This is a genomic window from Mesoflavibacter sp. SCSIO 43206 (assembly GCF_019904215.1).
In the GTDB taxonomy this organism is placed as follows: domain Bacteria; phylum Bacteroidota; class Bacteroidia; order Flavobacteriales; family Flavobacteriaceae; genus Mesoflavibacter; species Mesoflavibacter zeaxanthinifaciens.
The window spans coordinates 1,307,959-1,327,874 of record NZ_CP063201.1 but is presented as its reverse complement, the minus strand read 5'-3'; the positions used below and the strand labels follow the sequence as shown (position 1 = coordinate 1,327,874).

The 19,916-nt window shown below is 29.8% G+C and carries 19 protein-coding genes; 11 read left to right on the top strand and 8 right to left on the bottom strand.

Annotation, left to right across the window (positions count from 1 at the left end; translation table 11 throughout):
* Positions 1-30: 30 nt before the first annotated feature.
* Genes INR78_RS06245 through INR78_RS06235 form a run of 3 tightly spaced genes read right to left on the bottom strand, consistent with a single transcriptional unit; the run spans position 31 to position 5,511 of the window.
* Positions 31-2,448 (bottom strand): TonB-dependent receptor domain-containing protein, encoded by a 2,418-nt coding sequence (locus INR78_RS06245; protein WP_223077928.1) that lies wholly within the window; start codon positions 2,446-2,448, stop codon positions 31-33.
* Positions 2,432-3,151, bottom strand: a complete 720-nt coding sequence (gene recO, locus INR78_RS06240; protein ID WP_223077927.1) for a DNA repair protein RecO — start codon at positions 3,149-3,151, stop codon at positions 2,432-2,434. Before recO ends, INR78_RS06245 begins: the two co-directional genes overlap by 17 nt.
* The gene (locus INR78_RS06235; protein WP_223077926.1) at positions 3,151-5,511 is read right to left on the bottom strand and encodes a two-component regulator propeller domain-containing protein; all 2,361 of its coding nucleotides are present in this window, start codon (positions 5,509-5,511) and stop codon (positions 3,151-3,153) included. Before INR78_RS06235 ends, recO begins: the two co-directional genes overlap by 1 nt.
* 159 nt (positions 5,512-5,670) lie before the next feature.
* Between INR78_RS06235 and INR78_RS06230 the strand changes: the two genes are divergently transcribed.
* Entirely contained in the window at positions 5,671-6,984 is a 1,314-nt protein-coding gene (locus INR78_RS06230; protein ID WP_255593134.1) for an MBOAT family protein, read from the top strand.
* 1 nt (position 6,985) lies between these two features.
* A complete protein-coding gene (locus INR78_RS06225) occupies positions 6,986-8,068 on the top strand; it encodes a hypothetical protein (protein ID WP_223077924.1) in 1,083 nt (360 codons plus the stop codon).
* Between the two features lie 50 nt (positions 8,069-8,118).
* On the opposite strand, the gene gdhA is transcribed toward INR78_RS06225, so the two are convergent.
* Positions 8,119-9,462: an NADP-specific glutamate dehydrogenase gene (gene gdhA / locus INR78_RS06220; RefSeq protein ID WP_223077923.1), complete on the bottom strand. Its 1,344-nt coding sequence runs from the start codon at positions 9,460-9,462 to the stop codon at positions 8,119-8,121.
* Positions 9,463-9,688: 226 nt separating this feature from the next.
* Between gdhA and INR78_RS06215 the strand changes: the two genes are divergently transcribed.
* Complete coding sequence (locus INR78_RS06215; RefSeq protein WP_223077922.1) at positions 9,689-10,504, top strand: glutamate dehydrogenase; 816 nt, start codon at positions 9,689-9,691, stop codon at positions 10,502-10,504.
* Positions 10,505-10,574: 70 nt separating this feature from the next.
* Here INR78_RS06215 and INR78_RS06210 read toward each other — a convergent pair whose 3' ends face one another.
* Entirely contained in the window at positions 10,575-11,714 is a 1,140-nt protein-coding gene (locus INR78_RS06210; protein ID WP_223077921.1) for a cystathionine gamma-synthase, read from the bottom strand.
* A gap of 154 nt (positions 11,715-11,868) precedes the next feature.
* Here INR78_RS06210 and INR78_RS06205 point away from each other — a divergent pair, with 154 nt between their 5' ends.
* Positions 11,869-12,609 carry an RsiV family protein gene (locus INR78_RS06205; protein WP_223077920.1) on the top strand — a complete coding sequence of 247 codons (741 nt, stop codon included), beginning with the start codon at positions 11,869-11,871 and terminating at the stop codon, positions 12,607-12,609.
* Here the strand turns inward: INR78_RS06205 and INR78_RS06200 are convergent.
* A complete protein-coding gene (locus INR78_RS06200; RefSeq protein ID WP_223077919.1) occupies positions 12,606-13,061 on the bottom strand; it encodes a DinB family protein in 456 nt (151 codons plus the stop codon). The two genes, INR78_RS06205 and INR78_RS06200, sit on opposite strands and share 4 nt — an antisense overlap.
* 162 nt (positions 13,062-13,223) lie before the next feature.
* Here INR78_RS06200 and INR78_RS06195 point away from each other — a divergent pair, with 162 nt between their 5' ends.
* Together INR78_RS06195 and INR78_RS06190 are read left to right on the top strand one after the other, a co-directional pair.
* Positions 13,224-13,577: an arsenate reductase family protein gene (locus INR78_RS06195; protein WP_223077918.1), complete on the top strand. Its 354-nt coding sequence runs from the start codon at positions 13,224-13,226 to the stop codon at positions 13,575-13,577.
* Positions 13,570-14,466: a DMT family transporter gene (locus INR78_RS06190; RefSeq protein WP_223077917.1), complete on the top strand. Its 897-nt coding sequence runs from the start codon at positions 13,570-13,572 to the stop codon at positions 14,464-14,466. The genes INR78_RS06195 and INR78_RS06190 overlap by 8 nt, the downstream gene beginning before the upstream one ends.
* Here INR78_RS06190 and INR78_RS06185 read toward each other — a convergent pair.
* Positions 14,455-14,934 (bottom strand): thioesterase family protein, encoded by a 480-nt coding sequence (locus INR78_RS06185; RefSeq protein ID WP_223077916.1) that lies wholly within the window; start codon positions 14,932-14,934, stop codon positions 14,455-14,457. The two genes, INR78_RS06190 and INR78_RS06185, sit on opposite strands and share 12 nt — an antisense overlap.
* Positions 14,935-15,071: 137 nt before the next feature.
* Between INR78_RS06185 and INR78_RS06180 the strand changes: the two genes are divergently transcribed.
* The 5 genes from INR78_RS06180 (at position 15,072) to INR78_RS06160 (ending at position 19,070) form a co-directional block, all read left to right on the top strand.
* Positions 15,072-15,929 (top strand): YicC/YloC family endoribonuclease, encoded by an 858-nt coding sequence (locus tag INR78_RS06180; protein WP_106677154.1) that lies wholly within the window; start codon positions 15,072-15,074, stop codon positions 15,927-15,929.
* A 17-nt stretch (positions 15,930-15,946) separates the two neighbouring features.
* Positions 15,947-16,534 (top strand): guanylate kinase, encoded by a 588-nt coding sequence (gene gmk, locus INR78_RS06175; RefSeq protein ID WP_223077915.1) that lies wholly within the window; start codon positions 15,947-15,949, stop codon positions 16,532-16,534.
* An 87-nt stretch (positions 16,535-16,621) separates the two neighbouring features.
* Positions 16,622-17,200 (top strand): nicotinate (nicotinamide) nucleotide adenylyltransferase, encoded by a 579-nt coding sequence (gene nadD / locus INR78_RS06170; RefSeq protein ID WP_027879647.1) that lies wholly within the window; start codon positions 16,622-16,624, stop codon positions 17,198-17,200.
* Between the two features lie 144 nt (positions 17,201-17,344).
* Positions 17,345-18,430: an acyltransferase gene (locus INR78_RS06165; protein ID WP_223077914.1), complete on the top strand. Its 1,086-nt coding sequence runs from the start codon at positions 17,345-17,347 to the stop codon at positions 18,428-18,430.
* Positions 18,431-18,632: 202 nt separating this feature from the next.
* Positions 18,633-19,070: an OsmC family protein gene (locus INR78_RS06160; RefSeq protein WP_027879649.1), complete on the top strand. Its 438-nt coding sequence runs from the start codon at positions 18,633-18,635 to the stop codon at positions 19,068-19,070.
* Positions 19,071-19,140: 70 nt separating this feature from the next.
* On the opposite strand, the gene INR78_RS06155 is transcribed toward INR78_RS06160, so the two are convergent.
* Positions 19,141-19,740, bottom strand: a complete 600-nt coding sequence (locus INR78_RS06155; protein ID WP_223077913.1) for a hypothetical protein — start codon at positions 19,738-19,740, stop codon at positions 19,141-19,143.
* Positions 19,741-19,916: the final 176 nt, after the last annotated feature.

The following is a 19,916-nucleotide window of genomic DNA, read 5'->3' as shown; positions in this document are numbered from 1 at the left end:
TATTAACTAATTTTGTTAATGCTGGTTTTTTTATAGACTATATGTTAATGAAACAATTAAATTTCTTCCTGGTGCAGCAATACCAGACGAGTATGTTTTATAACGTTGGTCTGTTATATTCTCTAAAGTTGCTGTAACTGTTGTATCTTCTGCTAATTGATATTGAGTCCTAAGATTTAAAGTATACCAAGATGGAGAATACGGGTTACCGTTTTCATCTAAAGCATAGATATAATCTTTCTCTGTTTCTGAAGGTGCCAATTGAGTAAAAGATAATTTGTTATTATAATTTACAAAACCATCTAATTTAAACTTATCAGATTGCCACATTAGATGTGTATCGCCAAAGTTAGGTGCTACGTGTCTTACTGGTACTTCTACACCATCTGTTTCTTCTGTACCACCAATAAAATTATATCTTGATGTTAGCTTAAGTTGGTCACTAATATTCCATAGAGCAGCAAATTCAAAACCATATATCCAAGATTTCGATGCATTTTGTATAGACTGCACATTACTTAATTCGTTATTGTAAATAATTTCAGTTTCTCCATTAAGGTCTCCGTCTCTTCTAACTAAAGCATTATCTAAATAGGTATAGTATGTTGCTAAATCAAACACTACCTTTTTATTAAAATTAAGTTTTAAACCTAATTCTCCATTGTATGCATACTCTGGTTTTAAATTATTATTTGGTACAACTACAGATCCTGGTTCTGAGTCAAAAACCTTACCAACATCATCAATATTTGGTGCTCTAAATGCTGTAGATAGATTAAGTTTCCACTGTAAAATATCATTGGGTAACCATGTGATTCCTGTTGATGCTGTTAAAGCATCTGCATTTATATTAGCTTGATCAAATGGTAAATTTAAGTATTGATTATTATCAGTAAAATCTGCACTTTGTGTTACGTTATTATATCTTAAACCAGATTGTAATACAAACTTTTGGTTTGATTTATACTTATAATTAGCATATATAGCAGTACTATTCCAAGTGGCACCATCTGGATATCTTGAAACAGTATTTTCTGTTGTGTTATCTTCAATATTCTCTGTATATCCAATAGAATTGACTTTATTGAAAACATACTCAAAACCATAAAAAAGACTAGATTTTTTGCTTAGATCTTTTTCTAAATCTAAGTTAAAAGACAAAGCATTAACAGACTCTTCATGTATATTCCTAATTATATCTCCAAAATCTCTATCTATTCTACTTTCTTCAAAATTTTGATATGCAAATGTTGCTTTTATATTATCATAAAATGTAGCCTTACTACTTGTCTTTGTTACTTTTAAATTAGACATAAACCAACGTTGTGGCCCATAATTCCATTCTGCTGAACGCAAATTATCACCTCTATATCTAATTAATCTGTCATATCTTGGATAATCGGAAGTTGTCGTATAAAATAATCCTAAATCAAAATCTAAGTTATCTTTTGGTTTGTATGCTATTTTTTGCATTAAATTGATTTGGTTGTAACCAGTAAATTTTTGAATTTTTGGATTATTGTTTTCAATAATTACATCTTGATTATTTTCTGTCACGACGTATTCGGGTCTTAAATATTCTGCTGGTCCATGACTACCCATACGCAGATCGTTAAAATCTGTATACGTAACATTAGTTAAGAATCCCCATTTTTTTAGACCAAAATTTACATCTACATGTGCAGTTTTTTCTTGATTTGCTGTAGCATATCTAAGCATTACATTACTATCCACAATTAAACTATCTGTGTAAGAAAGCTTAGGTCTTTTAGTATAAAAACTCATTACACCACCAATAGCATCGCTACCATAAATAGTTGAACCTGCACCAAGAATAACTTCAGTTTTTTCTATGGAAAGTGGATCTATAGAAATTACATTTTGAAGATTACCACCTCTAAAAATTGCGTTGTTCATCCTTACTCCATCAATACTAATTAATAATCTATTTGTAGAAAAACCACGTATCATTGGGCTACCACCACCTAACTGACTTTTCTGTATATAAACTTTACCTGTATTTTCTAATAAGTCTGCACTAGTTTGTGGATTATTAAACTTTATTTGATCGGCATTTACTATAGCTATACTTTTAGGGATTTCTCGTTTATTTTGCTTAAAATTTGATGCAGATATTATAACCTCATCCAAACCTAATTGACTACTTTCTAGGTAAATAGAATCGGTATTAATATTTTCTTTTTTTAAAGATTTTAAATTGAAAGAAATATGTTGAAAAAAGATCAATTCTGTATCTAAAAACTTATCTAGATTAACTAAGCCATCTTGGTCTGTAACTTCTGTTGTAGTTTGATTTTTATTAAAAACAGCAACGCCTGGTATTGGTGTTTTGGTTGTTTTATCTACAACTTTTACTGACTGAGCATAAGCATTTGCAAAAAAACAGAATATAAAAATGTACGTTATCTTTTTAATTAAATACATCATTTAAGATTTGTAAAGATTTAGGTTGATTAAAATTGGTTAAGTGCAAATCAAAATACTGCAACAACATTTTTAAAAACTGCTGTCTTTGTTTTGAGTTGATTTTTATTTGATTTAATGCATCAAAATCTGTGCCTAGAAGCTGTTTTAAGAGTGTTAAATTTTCTCCGGAAACACAGTGTTTTGAATTGTTTATGTATTGAAATTGACCTTCTAAAAGATTAAAAAAATCGGCATCAATTTCAGAATCATCAGGATAAAAACCTAGATACTTCGTTAATTCTAAAAGAAATAGTAAATGAGCGTTAGATATTTGACTACTTTCATCTAACCACATAAAAGAGGTCTCTAAATAATTAAACAATGGTATATTTTGTTCTTCTTCTTTAAGTGCTTGAGATAAGATTTCGGCTAAAAACATTGCAATAGCACTTTTAACAATATTGGTATGCAAACTACTATATAGAAAGCTTGTTTTTAAATCTTTTATATACTGTAAAGACCTATTATCTTTATGGTCTGTTTCTAATTCTAATAAAGATAATGGTTGAAAATAGGCTGTTTTCTTATTATTCTTTTTAGACTTTAAAACACCTTTTAAAATATAACTGACTATACCATGATTATAGGTATAGCATTTTACTATTAAATCGTTGTCTTTAAATCTTATTTTTGAAAGAACTATGGCTTTTGTTTTGGTTTGCATTACCTAACCACCATTAATTTAAGCACCTTAGTTTCAAGCGTGTCTAGATCGTTTAACATTACTAAATATACACCAGAAGCTACAACATCTCCAGCTAGATTTTTTCCATTCCATAATGCTGTACCACCATCAATTTCAAGATTATAGCCTTTAAATCTTCCGTTTGTATTAGACTCTGCTTCTGCTACAAGATTACCTTCAATATCTGTAATCTTAATATTAACGTTTTCTGAAATGTCTCTTATTTTAATTTTTTCTGAAACCATATCAAATGTAGGTCTAACTGGGTTTGGAAAAACAAAAGCATCCTCTAAAGTAGTTTTTGGTTTTGATGCTTCTGACTTAAAAGATAATAGACCTTTTTCTGTAGCTATGTAAACAATACCATTTTCTTCATCCAATGCTACATCTAAAACATCATTACTTGGTAGTGGTGAGTTGTCTTTTGTAAAGTGATATATGGTTTGTTGACCATCTGATGAGAAATAATACAAACCTGTGTCTAATGTTGCTATCCATTTATTGTTAGAACCATCTACTTCAATATCTGTTACAAATTGCTGAAAAAGCAGCTCACTAGCTTCTCCATTATCTAAAACCACTATATTATCTACTTCTGGATTTTCTAAAAAGTTTTGTGTATTGTAAACAACTCTTATCCCTTTATCCATACCAATCCATAATTGCCCATTTCTGTCTAATGCTAAAGTTCTTATTTTTGGAGAAGGCATTCCTTCTTCTTCCTCACTTATATTAACTATTGTTGGATTATTACTGCTATTAGGTACACATGCTATTACACCATAGTGAGAACTACCAGAAAATATTGTTCCGTTATTATCAAAAACCATTGAAGAAAATCCTAAATTACTTGTTGCGGGATTTATTAGAGCTTGGTAGTTATAAGATGTCCATTGACCGTTTTCTGATAGTTTATTAAGAGTTTCGTTAACACGTCCATTATAAACATAAAAATTACCTTGATCATCAAAAGCTGAATTTAAAATCAAATAAACCGAACCAAATAAAGGCACCAAACTACTATTACTTTGGTTAAACACATTAACTACTTCTTCATTTTGTATATTTATAATCCCTGAATAGTATGAACTTACATACACATTGCTACTATTAAATGGGTCTATTGTTAGATAGGATAAGTACCATGGATTTGTTACGTTTTGAGCTAAAGAATCATACGTTATATTTCGCCATTCATCATTTATAAAATGACTAATCCCTTCTCTTCTTACTCCGCCATTAAAATTATAAGATATTGAATAACCTCCATGTATTCCCCAGATTTGTCCTTCTTGATATTTCAATTTAAAAAATCTATTTCGTAATGGACTTTCTGGATGAATTTCTTCAAAATTTTCTGGATCAGAAAAACTGGTTTTTAAAATTCCAAAAGCTGGTTGTCCTGTATTTTCAATTCTATTTGTTCCAACAAACAATTCTTCTGATACAGATATACTTGTACTAAAATTTGGATTAAAATCTGTTGTTGTTGCTGCATTGACTAACTGATCAAAATTACTACTATATACAAAAGATTGCTTAGTTATTGTAACTGACAAACGGTTGTCGTTACTTTTAAAACCAACTATATCTTGTGGGTAAGCAACTTTTTGGATTAAGTTACCATTAACAACTTCATAAACTCTTCTATTAGAATTAGCTACGTATAGTCTATCTTCAACATTTTGAACACCTAACCAATTTCCGTTATTTAAACTTTCCCATTCTTGATAATCAATTAAATTAGGATTATCTAAACTTGCTCTATACAATCTTTGCTCTGTTGCTGCATATATATAATTGTTAAACATTGTTGTCTGTCTAACTTTTAATTGTGAACCATTTGGACCTATGTAATATGTATCTCCAAATTCTAAAGCATTAATGTTATATACTGATATACCATAATCTGTTGAGACATAAACCAAATCTTGATTTCTAAAAAATTGATTTATACCTTTATTATTTGGCGGAATTGTTGGTTTATCTAAAATATCAACTACCGTTAAAAACGTTCTATTTACTTGATCATAAATTTGCATTAGGCCATTTTCAAACCCTAATAACAGTAAATCTTGGTCTTCTATATATAAGATAGCACTTATAGTCTCTCCTGACAAACCATTAATAGTAGAAAGTTTTTCTATTTGATAGGTATTAATATCATATGTAAAAATAGTGTTTTCTGCAGCTACATATAATTTGTCTAAACCTGGTGACACATCTTTAATTTCCAGATAAGAATAATGTTCTGACCAAGCATCTTCAAAGTTTTGACAGTAACTTATTTTTATAAAAAAAAATAAAAAAATAAATATCAGTGGTTTAATGTACCGCATTAAAACAAAGTTTGGGTTGCTAGAATAAAACCCAAAAGTACTATATTTTATTGTATTTTAGACCTCAATAATTTTAGTCTTGTGTTATTTAGTAGCCCTATATTTTTATTTCTATTTCTTCCTTTTTCTTTAGCTCTATATTATTTAGCTCCAAAGAAAATGAAAAACATCATTCTTTTGGTTTTAAGTTTAGGGTTTTATACTTGGGGAGAAAAACAGATGGTTATTTTGATACTATTATCTTCATTAGTTGATTATAGTTCTGGATTAATCATTAATTCAGGGAAAAAAAAGATAGGTTTAGTATTATCTATAGTATTTAATCTAAGCATTTTAATCTACTTTAAATACTCTAACTTTATTATTTCTAATATTAATAATAACTTAATTACAAATGTAGTTTTACCTATAGGAATCAGTTTTTACACATTTCAAACAATGTCTTATACTATAGATGTTTACAGAGGTAATATAAAAGCCAATAAAAACTTTATTGACTTTACGATGTATGTTACTTTGTTTCCTCAATTAATTGCAGGACCAATTGTAAGATACTCTCAAGTTCAAAAACAATTAAAAGAAAGAAAAACAAACGCTAAACAGTTTGCTACCGGTGTAGAAAGGTTTATTATTGGTTTAGCAAAAAAAATGCTAATTGCTAATAATTGTGCTTTTTTTGCAGACGCAGCATTTAGTCTATCCCAAAATCAATCTTCTGCATTAATTGCATGGATAGGTATTGTAGCTTATACTTTACAAATATTTTTTGATTTTTCAGGATATTCTGACATGGCTATAGGTTTAGGTAAAATGTTTGGCTTTAATTTTCCTGAAAATTTTAATTATCCATACATCTCTAAATCTATAAAAGAATTTTGGCGACGTTGGCACATAACTTTATCACAATGGTTTAGAGATTATTTATACATCCCTTTAGGCGGAAATAGAAAAGGAAACCATAGAACATATATAAATTTAATCATAGTTTTTTTCTTAACTGGCTTATGGCATGGTGCCAATTGGACATTTATAGTTTGGGGATTGTTTCATGGTTTATTTTTAATTATTGAGAGAATTGGTTTTGAATCTTTTTTAAAAAAACAAAGTACTTGGATTGCTCATTTTTACACATTACTTATAGTTATTGTTGGATGGGTAATTTTTAGAAGTGAAAATCTAAATCAAGCAATTAATTACACATATACCTTATTTGATTTTAAAGCACGTTTAAATACTGGTTTTTTAAACTTTTACTTAACCAAAGAAGTGATTACAGCATTAATAGTAGGGATAATATTATCTACACCTGTTTATCAAAAAGTAAAATTATATTTTAATAATTTAAAAGATAACAACAGCATTTACAATCTAAGTGTTTTGTGCTATAATGCAGGATTAATCTTCTTATTTGCTCTCTGTTTTTATTATATAGCTACAGAAGCTTACAACCCATTTATCTATTTTAGATTTTAAAATGAATAATATCTATAACATAAAAAACAAACTTTTTATAGCAGTGTTTTTACTGTTATTAATTGTACCTAATTTAGTTTTAATTTTTGGAGTGGAATCTAAAATTGGTGATAACGAAAATTTAAAATTTAAAGAATTTCCTAAAATTGATATAAAAAAACCTATACAAAGTCTATCCAATTTTAAAAGTTATTACTTGGGCAATTTTGGTCTTAAAAAAACAACTGTTAATCAATACATCAATTTTAAAGAAACTATTTTAAAAGAAGAACCTTTACCAAATTATAATTTAACAGGCAAAGATGGTTGGTATTTTTTAGGCAATCATTATAATAATGTTTTTTATAATTCCTTTGGGATGACTGGTGACAATAAAACAAAAGAAATTATTAATTACTTAAACAGAATCAATCAATATCTAAATTCAAAAAACATAAAATTCTATGTTATATTTCCGCCCAATAAACATAGTATTTATTCTGAGTATTTACCATTTCAATTAGAGAAAAAAGAAACTCTTTATAGTCACTTAAAAAGAGAGTTAGAAAAAAACTCAACAGCTCAATTAATAGATTTACATTCTGTTTTACTAAAAGAAAAAAAAGAAAACCAATTATATTACAAAACAGATTCTCATTGGAATGATTTAGGGGCTTTTATAGCTTATCAACACATTATAGATTATATCAAAAAAGATATATCCATTCAAAAACTAGAACTTAAGGATTATAAAGTTTCTACAGATTTCAAAGTTTTAGGAGACAATACTCAAATGGTAAACATTAAAGAAAAAACAGAAGTTATAAATTTCGAAAAAAAGACACCTTCCAAAATAGAAGTTTTATCAGATGACCAGAAATTTCTTCATTTTAAAAATGAAAGTAAAGATTATAAGTTAATACTTTATAGAGATTCTTTTTCTAATGCTCTAATACCTTTTTTTAATGAAACCTTTGAAGATGCTATATACATAAGAAACTTTAAAATCAATAAAAAAGATATTGAAAATAATAACCCTGATATTGTTATTTTAGAATTGGTTGAAAGAAATATAAATTACCTTGGTAAAGCTGACTTAAAATAAAAAAACCGCCTTATAGGCGGTTTTTATTTTTTAGTTATGTGATATTTAATTTATACCAAACCTTGTGCTAACATAGCGTCTGCCACCTTAACAAATCCAGCAATATTTGCTCCTTTTACGTAGTCTACGGTACCATCATCATTTTTACCATATTCTACACAAGATGCATGAATATCATCCATAATTTGATTTAATTTAGCATCTACTTCTTCTCTTGTCCAGTTGTATCTTAAAGAGTTTTGACTCATTTCTAAACCTGAAGTTGCTACTCCACCAGCGTTAGACGCTTTACCAGGAGAGAATAATACTTTAGCTTTTTGTAATACCTCTATAGCTTCTGGAGTTGTAGGCATATTTGCACCTTCTGCAACTGCTATTACATTGTTATTTACTAAAGCTTCAGCTTCTTCTTTATTTAACTCATTTTGTGTAGCACATGGCATAGCCACATCACAGTTTACAGACCATGGTCTTTCTCCTTCATGGAAGGTAGCAGATGGATACTTTTCTGTATACTCGTGGATACGTCCACGTTTAACATTTTTAAGCTCCATAATAAATGCTAATTTTTCTTCATTTATACCATCTTTATCATGGATATATCCAGAAGAATCAGACATTGTTACTACTTTACCTCCTAATTGCGTTGCTTTTTCGCAAGCATATTGAGCAACGTTACCAGATCCAGAAATAACAACTGTTTTACCTTCAAAAGAATCGTTTTTAGTTGCTAGCATATTTTTTGCAAAATATACACAACCATAACCTGTTGCTTCTGGTCTAATTAATGATCCTCCGTATGATAATCCTTTACCAGTTAATACTCCTGTAAATTCGTTTTTTAATCTTTTATATTGACCAAACATATAACCTATTTCTCTTCCTCCAACACCAATATCACCTGCAGGAACATCTGTATTTGGTCCAATATGTCTATATAATTCAGTCATAAAAGACTGGCAAAAACGCATTACTTCGTTATCACTTTTACCTTTTGGATTAAAGTCGCTTCCTCCTTTTCCTCCACCCATTGGTAAAGTAGTTAAAGAGTTTTTAAAAACTTGTTCAAACCCTAAAAACTTTAAAATACTTAAGTTTACAGAAGGATGAAAACGTAAACCACCTTTATATGGACCTATTGCCGAGTTAAACTCTACACGGTAACCTCTATTTACTTGTGGCTGTCCTTTATCATCAACCCATGGAACCCTAAAGATTATTGTACGCTCTGGCTCTACCATACGCTCTAACAATAACTTATCTTGATACTTTGGGTTCTCTTCTATAAACGGAATTACAGTCTCTGCAACTTCGTGTACAGCTTGTAAAAATTCTGGTTCATGACCATTATTTGCTTTTACTTGATCTAAAAATGCTTCTATTTTTTGTTTCATTGTTACAATAAAATTATGACTCTTTTATTTTAAGTGCCAAATTGCACTGCAAATATACATTATCTTTAAGTATTTACGTCACATTTTTAAAATTTCGCAAACGTTTTAGTAAGTTTCTTATTTTAAGAAATAATTATATTTAGTTCATTTTATCCTTATTATTTGTATGTTAATCGTGATTTCATATATTTGTTGGATATTTAGCCTCTAAAATAAATGCCTTATTATGCTTAACCATAAACAATTAACACTGTTTTTATTAGTTATCTTAACTAGTACTACCGCATTTTCTCAGTTAGGCTTCTCACACGAAATTGGTGTCATTACTGGTCCTGTTGCCTTTAAATCTGATTTTGGAGAACGTTTAGATCCCGAAACTAACACTGGCAACTCTGGTATTGGAATTGGATTAGTACACTATATAAACTTTGCTTATCGTGCAGATTGTAACTGTTACACTACAGACAATTTTTTTAATGATCACTTTAAACTTAGAACAGAAATTTCTTGGAATAAAACTAAATTAAATCATTTAGGTGAATGGGTACAACCTTACAGAAATAGTGTTGAAGCTCAAAAACTTAGAGCTCATACTGGTGAGGCAAATAACTTAGATATTGGTATGCAATTAGAATACTTTCCTTTAAGTATTCGTTCTTTTCAAGCTTTTGGATATAAGTTTGCTCCATTTGTAAGTCTTGGCGCTCATTACGTATCTTACAACCCTAAAGTATATACAAATTACGGGGACCAAAGTGTAACCAATATGAATAATTTTTATTCACCTTGGTACGCTACTAACCCTAATTTAGATGCAGATTTCCCTAAACCAATAGATCCTTCTTCTGGTAGCACGTGGTCTGTTGTATCTAGTATTGGTGTTAGGTATAAACTAACTATGGTTTCTGATTTAATGTTAGACCTTCGTGGTCAATACTATTTTAACGATTGGATTGATGGTTTAAATCACGACCTAAACTCTAACAAGTATAACGATTGGTTAGTATGGTTAAACTTTGGCTATATCTACTATTTAGATTAAAAAACAAACAAAATATATCATAAAAAAGCCAACTAATAAAGTTGGCTTTTTTTTATTAAGATAATTAATCTTATCCTATAGCTTGTTTTAAATCGTTTATTAAGTCTTCTTCATCTTCAATACCTACGCTTAACCTAATTAAAGAGTCTACTACTCCTGTTTTTTCGCGCTCTTCTTTTGGTATACTTGCATGTGTCATACTTGCAGGATGACCACATAAAGATTCTACACCACCTAAGGATTCTGCTAACGTAAATACTTTAAGATTCTCAACAATTTTAATAGCTTCATTGTAGTCGTTTCCTTTAGTAACAAAACTTATCATTCCTCCAAAATCTTTCATTTGCGCTTTTGCAATTTCATGGTTTGGATGACTTTCAAAACCTGGCCAATATACCTTTTCAATTTTTGGATGAGATGCTAAATATTCTGCAACAGCTCTTCCGTTTTCACAGTGACGTTGCATTCTTACGTGTAACGTTTTGATTCCGCGAAGCGCTAAAAAGGAATCTTGTGGTCCACAAACGGCTCCACTTGCATTTTGTATAAAATATAATTTATCTGCTAACTCTTTATCTTTTACAATAAGTGCTCCCATAACTAAATCGCTATGTCCACCTATATATTTTGTTGCAGAGTGCATTACTAAATCTGCTCCAAGATCTAATGGTTGTTGTAAATATGGCGTAGCAAACGTATTATCTACAGCTAAAAGTACATTGTGTTTTTTTGCAATTTCTGCAGTTGCTTTAATATCAATAATATTCATCATTGGGTTAGTTGGTGTTTCTACCCAAATAATTTTTGTGTTTTCTGTAATATAATCCTCTATATTACTTGCGTTTTGCATACCAATAAAGTTGAATTTTATACCAAAATTCTTAAAGATACTAGTAAATAACCTATACGTTCCGCCGTATAAATCGTTTGTACTTATTACTTCATCACCTGGCTTTAAAAGTTTCATTACCGCGTCAATAGCAGCAAGACCAGATCCAAAAGCTAATCCATACTCACCATTTTCTATACTAGCAAAAGCGTTTTCTAAAGCTTGACGTGTTGGGTTATGAGTCCTTGAGTACTCAAAACCTTTATGTCCACCAGGTGTAGATTGTGCGTATGTTGAAGTCTGATAAATTGGAGGCATTACAGCACCATAAGCTGGGTCATGTTTTTGTCCACCATGTATCGTTTTTGTGTTAAATTTCATGTTTATTTAGTTTTTAAAGTTGAAATAATCATCTAAAAATTTATAATTCTTATTTTTGAATGCAAAGCAGATGTTTTTCAACTTAATTTGTAATTATTGCAACAAAAATAACGTTTAATTCGTTGTATTCAAACTTCATTATTAGCTTTAGTTTATGTTTAACAGTATAAATAATTTCAAGACTTTTTATCTACTTTTTTTGTGTTTTATAGGCTTTTTTTCTTGTGAAGAAGAAAAGATATTATCGTTTTCAGAAATTCATATTTCTAAAGAAAAAGAAACTTTTGTAGACATTGTTATGCCTAAAGCAAAAGGAAGCTCTAATGTTGCTAAAAACATAAATACATCACTTAATAATTTTGCTTGTGATATTTTAAATGTAGATAGTGCTAAAGAAAAAAAATTAACTATAGACCAAAGCATTACAGCTTTTAATGCCTCTTACATAGGTTTTACAACACTATTTAATGAAGATATAGCTAGAGACTTCCCTAAATGGGAAGCGTTTATTGATGGAGAAATTTCTTTTCAAAACGAATTTATTATCTGCATTGCCATGAATGGAAATGTACAAACCGGAGAAGCTAATAGCAACTTGATTTTTAAGTTTTTTAATTTTGATCCAGCAACTGGAAAAGAATTAAAAACAAAAGATTTAATTAATGATTTAAATGGGTTTAAAGCATTAGTTAAAAAATATTATGATAAAGAGTTAATGACCGTTCATAACGATTTAAAAGCCCAAAATTTAGATTTTAAGTTACCTAAAACTATCGGGTTTAATGAAGAAGGTATTATTATCTTTTACAACAATTTTGAATTTGGCGCACTAAGTAAAGAGCCTGTTGAGTTTACAATACCATACGTGGTAGCAAATTCTTATTTAAAATTTTAAATACAACGTTTTAAAGCCAAAATATAACCTAAATGGATTCCTTCATGAAAATTGTTAAAGGCAATAGCCTCATCAACATTGGTTAAAGTACTTTTAGTAGTTACTGTATATTCATGATAGGTTTGAAAAATTCTGTTTTCATAATCTTCCTTTGTTTTTTCGATAGTACTAAACAATAAACCTTTAATTAAATCTACTTCTGCTTGGGTTACATCACGTTCTACCTTTGTACCTTTTCGATACATTTCAACCAACTCATCACTTATAATCATAGGTATTGCAGATAAATTGTAGACTAATAATTGTTGGGTTACAATAGTATGAGCTACATTCCAAATAATATTATTATTAAAGCCTTCAGGAACTTTATTAAGTTGTTCTAAAGTTAAATTTTCAAGTAAATCTTTTAAAAATTTTCGACTTTTTAAAGTGGTATCAAATGTAAAATCCATAGTATTTCAATTTTCAATAAAATTAAATATTTATGCTATTTAAAACTAATTTCACTTCAATTTTTAAAAAAAATGTTGGGTATTATGCTTTCGCAGAAGTTTTGCCAGAAAAAGCATTAAACTTTTGCAAAAAAAATCGAAATTTGCCAAAAATGTAACATCATGAAAAACGTTTACTTCCTTAAAACTTGTAACACATGCACAAGAATTATTAACGAGTTGAATTTAAGTGACGACTTTAAATTTCAGGAAATAAAAAGTGAACCATTAACAGCAAAACAAGTTGATGAGTTAGCAAAATTAGCAGGAAGTTACGAAGCTTTGTTTAGTAAACGTGCTAAGTTATACAAAGACATGGGCTTAAAGGATCAAAATCTAACCGAAAAAGATTTTAAACATTATTTACTTGATCACTATACTTTTTTAAGCCGACCAGTTATTGTAATTAACGACAAAATTTTTGTTGGTAGTAGTAAAAAAACTGTAGAAGCAGCCAAAGAAGCATTAAATGAATAAACTACGTATACTTGCTTTAATTGCAGCATTTATTGTGCAATTATTGTATGGCTTAAACTTTACATTTGCTAAAGATGTCATGGTAAATGGACATATTAAACCCTTTGGTTTTATTGTACTTCGTGTAGCTGGAGCTACTATTTTATTTTGGATTGTTAGCCTTTTTGCACCAAAAGAAAAAATTGACAAAAAAGACTACAAAACATTTTTACTTGCTTCTATTTTTGGAGTTGTAGTAAATATGCTTTTTTTCTTTAAAGGCTTAGAGCTCACTACACCAATACATGCATCGGTAATAATGATTACTAGTCCTATTATCGTATTAATACTATCTTCATTTTATCTTAATGAAAAGATTACAAAACTTAAAGTTTTAGGTGTTATTTTTGGATTTACTGGTGCAGCCATATTAACAGTTTATGGTAAATCACCAAATCCAGGAGACAATGTTTTATTAGGAAATATTATGGTGCTAATTAATGCGTTATCTTACAGTATATATATTATAATAATAAAGCGTTTAACAGAAAAATACCATCCGTTTACATTTATTAAATGGTTGTTTTTGTTTGGCTTTTTTATGGTATTACCGTTTGGATATTCAGATTTAACTTTGGTAGATACCTCTACGTTTACACCTTACATTTGGTTTTCGGTAATTTTTGTAGTTGTAGGTGCTACATTTGGAACATACCTATTAAATCCTTTAGCGCTAAGACATTTGCGCGCATCTACAGTAACCGTATTTATTTACTTGCAACCTTTAATTGCTGGTATTTTTGCAATTATTATGGGAAGCGATGCAGTTACAGTCGTTAAGATTTTAGCATCGGCTTTAATCTTTTTAGGTGTGTATTTAGTTACCAAAAAACCTAAACTACAAGCTTAGGTTTTTTGGTGTTCTGTTATGTTTTCTGGTGTCTTCTTTCGTTAGAATTTTAAAATCTTCAGTTTTAGGAAAACTTTTTGTTAACTCTAATAAATCGTCCGGTAGATTAGTTAATTTTCTAGAGTTTAAGTCTATCCAAGCTCCAAAAATTTCACAAAAAGCTAGATTTTCACCTTTATGATTGTAAAAATTATGATCAAATTTAAAGAACATTCCGTCTTCGCTTAGACCAGAAACTTCAAGAGTTACTGTTACTGGATAACCTAAAAAGGTTTCTTTAAAATAATGTACATGCTCATGAAAAACCACTGGACCAAGACCTTCTTTTACCAATTCTGATAAAGAAAAACCGTGTTCATGTAAAAACGCTGTACGTGTATGACTCATAAAATTTATATATGCAGAGTTAGCTAAATGTCTGTTAGCATCAATATCACTCCACCTAATCTCAAACTGTTTTTTGTACATCTCTAAAAATTTAAAACATCAAAACTACAATTATTTACTGTGCGTGCATAATAAATAATCTAAATAAGCTGTTAAAATTGTATTTCTTAGGCGTTAACATTTTACTTACCTTTGCGCTTAATAAATTCATTTTGTTTATGATATATTCAATGACAGGTTACGGTAAATCTGTACTACAGTTGCCAACAAAAAAAATTACAATCGAGCTAAAATCTCTTAACAGCAAAAACCTAGATTTGAATGCGCGCATGCCTTCTATTTACAGAGAAAAAGAGCTTGAAATTAGAAAGCAAATTGCTAATCAATTAGTGCGTGGTAAGGTAGATTTTTCTATTTATGTAGAAACTACTGCAGACGATACATCTACGCAAATTAACACGCCAGTTGTTAAACAATACATGCAACAATTAAAAGATGTTGTTGATGGTGATGATACCGAATTACTAAAAATGGCGGTTCGTTTTCCTGATGCCTTAAATACGGTTAGAGAAGAAATTGACGAAAACGAATGGACGCAAATACAAACCGAAATAACCCATGCTATTAACGCTTTAAACCAACACCGTTTAGACGAAGGAAAAGTGTTAGAAGCAGATTTTAATGCACGTATAAAAAATATTGCAGACTTGTTAGATCATGTAATAGCTATAGATCCAGAACGTATTGAAGGTGTTAGAGAACGATTAAAAAAAGGCGTTGAAGAACTTAAAGAAAAGTACGACGAAAATCGTTTTGAACAAGAATTAGTTTACTACATAGAAAAGTTTGATATTACCGAAGAAAAAGTACGCTTAAACAATCACTTAAACTACTTTACAGAAAGTATTAATAGCTCAGATAGCAACGGTAAAAAATTAGGATTTATAAGCCAAGAAATTGGTAGAGAAATAAACACTATTGGTTCTAAAAGCAACTACGCACCAATGCAACAATTGGTCGTACAAATGAAAGACGAACTTGAAAAAATTAAAGAACAATTACTTAACGTTCTTTAAAATAAAAGCATAATCTATTGGACAAAGACAACACAAAACAAGGTAAATTAATTGTTTTTTCTGCACCATCTGGCTCAGGTAAAACAACCATTGTAAGACATTTACTTAAAGACGATAATTTAAATTTAGCCTTCTCAATTTCTGCTACATCAAGAGAAAAACGTGGTACAGAAGAGCATGGTAAAGACTACTACTTTTTATCTTTAAAAGACTTTAAACAACATATAAAAGACGACGATTTTTTAGAATGGGAAGAAGTTTACCGCGATAATTTTTATGGAACTTTAAAAAGTGAAGTCGAGCGACTTTGGGCATTAGGTAAAAACGTCATTTTTGATATAGACGTATCTGGCGGATTGCGTATTAAAAGAAAATTCCCGGAGCAAACACTTGCTGTTTTTGTAAAACCACCAAGCATAGACGAGCTTAAAATAAGACTTAAAAAACGTAAAACAGAAAGTGAAGACAAGATAAATATGCGTATTGCTAAAGCCAGCGCAGAGCTTGCAACAGCACCACTTTTTGATGTTATTATAGAAAACGACAACCTAGATAAAGCATTAGCAGAAGCAGAAAATTTAGTTGGTGCTTTTGTAAAACAATAGTTAATAAACGTCAGTTCAAGTAATTTTTTGAGTGGTTACTGAGCGTAGTCGAAGTAAAACAAAAATTGTATCTAGAACATCAAAATCATGAAAATAGGCCTATACTTTGGATCCTTTAACCCAATACATATTGGACATTTAATTATAGCCAACCAATTGGTAGAAAACAGCGATTTAGACCAAATCTGGTTTGTAGTAACGCCACACAATCCTTTTAAAAAGAAAAGCACACTTTTAGACAATTATCAGCGTTTAGAAATGGTTTATCTAGCAACGAAAGATTATGATACGTTAAAAGAAAGTGATATCGAGTTTAACTTACCGCAACCCAATTACACTGTTAATACTTTAGTCCATTTAACCGAAAAATATCCTAAACACGATTTTGCCTTAATCATGGGCGAGGATAATTTAAAAAGCTTCCATAAGTGGAAAAACTATCAAACCATTTTAGAGTATCACTCCATTTATGTGTACCCACGTATTAGCGAAGGTAAAATAGACACACAATTTAATAATCACCCAAAAATAACACGTGTAGATGCACCAATTATAGAACTATCTTCTACTATGGTTAGAAAAGCAATAAAAGAAGGCAAAAACGTTAAACCTTTACTACCAGAAAACGTTTGGGCTTATTTAGATGAAATGAATTTTTATAAGTAGAATGAAGCATCGCTTGGCTTTATTAAATTTTTCTGCTAACTTCGTTTACCAATCGATAACGCAAATTTGAAACTCGCTTTATCTTTTCATTGTGTGTAATTTAAAAACCAAACATACGAATTCAGCAAATTAAATAATAGATATATGATTAAACCTTTAACTTCATTGAGATTTCTTTTTGCCTTTATGGTTTTTGCATCTCACCTGGGTTTTCTTAATAAAAGCGAGTCTAATATTTTACGTTGGATTTATGATTCCATCTTTTACGAAGGTTATATAGGTGTCAGTTTTTTTTTTATTTTGAGTGGTTTTATACTTGCTTATAATTACCAAGACGGCATACAAAAAAAACAAAAATCAAAGAGAACGTTTTATCAAGCGAGGTTTGCAAGAATTTTCCCACTTCATATTTTAACTTTAATAATATCTATACCTCTGACATATAGCGTGTTTATTCAAAAAAAAAGTCTATGGTTCAGCCAAGCATTAACAAATGTAACTTTAACTCAAAGTTACATTCCTATAAAAAGTATTTATTTTTCTTTCAACGCTCCTTCTTGGAGCATATCCAATGAGATGTTTTTCTATTTAGTTTTCCCATTTCTAATAACATTGATACCAAAATTTAGGAATTACAAGAGCCTATTGATTATATCAATCATTGCATTAATTCCCCTATTAACTCTTATAATTCCTGAGAATGCTTATCATCAAATATTTTATATAAACCCTTTCACAAGAGTTGTTGATTTTGTTATTGGAATATTTATTTTCAATATTTACCAAACCTTCTTAAAAAAAGATCTAAATATAAACTATAATTATTTCGAAATTTCTTCAATTTTATTACTTCTAGTTTTCTTTTTGTTTCATCAATCAATAGCAAAAGTAGCTAGATATTCATTTTACTACTGGATACCGATGGGATATTTGATATTTTCTTTCTCCTTTCAAAAGGGGAAGATTTCTAAATTTTTATCACGAAAAACACTTATCCATTTAGGAGAAATCAGTTTTGGATTCTATTTGTTTCATCAACTTGTCTTAAGGTATTTTTCAATAATTAATGGTAAGATATTACATATTGAAAATGAAATCTTAATAATAATTATGACTTTTACTATTTCGTTAACAGTCAGTCATTATAGCTTTATTTTGTTTGAAACGCCAATGAATAAATATATAAAAAACACCCTGAGAAATAGAAAAAACACACCCAACAATGTATAAAAATAATAGCCGAGACAGTAGTGTTTTAAAGGTTGTAGCACGCTTCAACTTTCTTGAAACTTAACAAGGAAATGCCACGCAGTCGGCTTCTATTCTTGTACTAAACGTTAAAAAAGTCCTCCAAAAACATTTACAATTTCCTTAACCCTATTTCTTTAATAAAAGCTTTAATTTTAAAGTAAACCAAAAATTAAATTATTTTATGAAGAGAAAAGCAACAGCCATTTGGCAAGGTACAGGTAAAGACGGTAAAGGATTTTTAAATGGTCCAAGTGGTGTTTTAGACAATACACCTTATAACTTTAAAGCACGTTTTGAAAACGAAGACGGTAAAGCTGGTACAAACCCAGAAGAGCTAATTGCAGCAGGACATGCTGGTTGTTTTGCTATGGCGCTTAGTTTTGCTATACAAGAAGCAGGTTTTGAAGCTAACAAATTAGACGTAGATGCTACTATTACTGTAGAACAACAAGATGGCGGTTTTGCCTTTACACATATACAATTGGACCTAACAGGTAAAGTTGATGGAATGGACGAAGCTAAATTTAAAGAACTTGCAGAAGGCGCTAAAAAAGGTTGCCCAGTAAGTAAAGCTTTAAGCAGTGTAGATATTAGCCTAAACATCACTTTTGAAAGTTAAGATTAAATGTTTATCACATAAAAAAAGCCAACCTTTTAGGGTTGGCTTTTTTAGCATTTAAAATATACAATTATCTTTCTGTTTCAGGATTATCTACATTACAGTCTGACAATAATGCTTCAACATACATTGCCCAATTATTACCGTCAAAGTCTGTACCTTCTGCCCAAGCAGTTTCTCCGCCTGTTGGCCCATTAACTTCTGCATGTGCTGCAAAACAATAATTTTCAGTTAACGCAGCTGAATCTATGTAGTACGTTACTACATCTACATCTAAGTTATGATTTGTAGAATGCTCAAAATGACCAATTTTTGGATTTCCAGATCCTGTTGTTGGTATTGTTTGATCTGCACAATTACCAATACTTAAATGCGTAGCTTGAATTGACCAATCTGCATTTGTAGTATAAGTGATAATTAAATCTACACCATCAAAATCTACAGAAACAGTTCCTGCAATATGATTTTGACCAGCTATTAGATTAGTTGTCATACATGGTTCATCATAAGACATACGTTGGTTAGCTGTGTTTCCATTTGCTGTTGTTACTCTAAAATTTGGGTCTACATTTGTTACAGTGTTGTTATCCACAAAAGTCTCTTCATTTTCACAACTTGTTGTAAATAACACAGCTATTAAAGCTAAGGTGATTAGGGAATTTTTTTTCATAAAAAATAAATTAAGTAGGTTATTGATTGACGAATGTATTTTTAATTCGACAAAAAACATAATTTATTCGATCAAAAGCGTTTAATTTTATGATTATGAGGAAATTAGCTACAAAAAAATTAAAAAACCGCTTAAATTTTACTCTAAGCGGTCTTAAACTAACTAAACTAATTCTC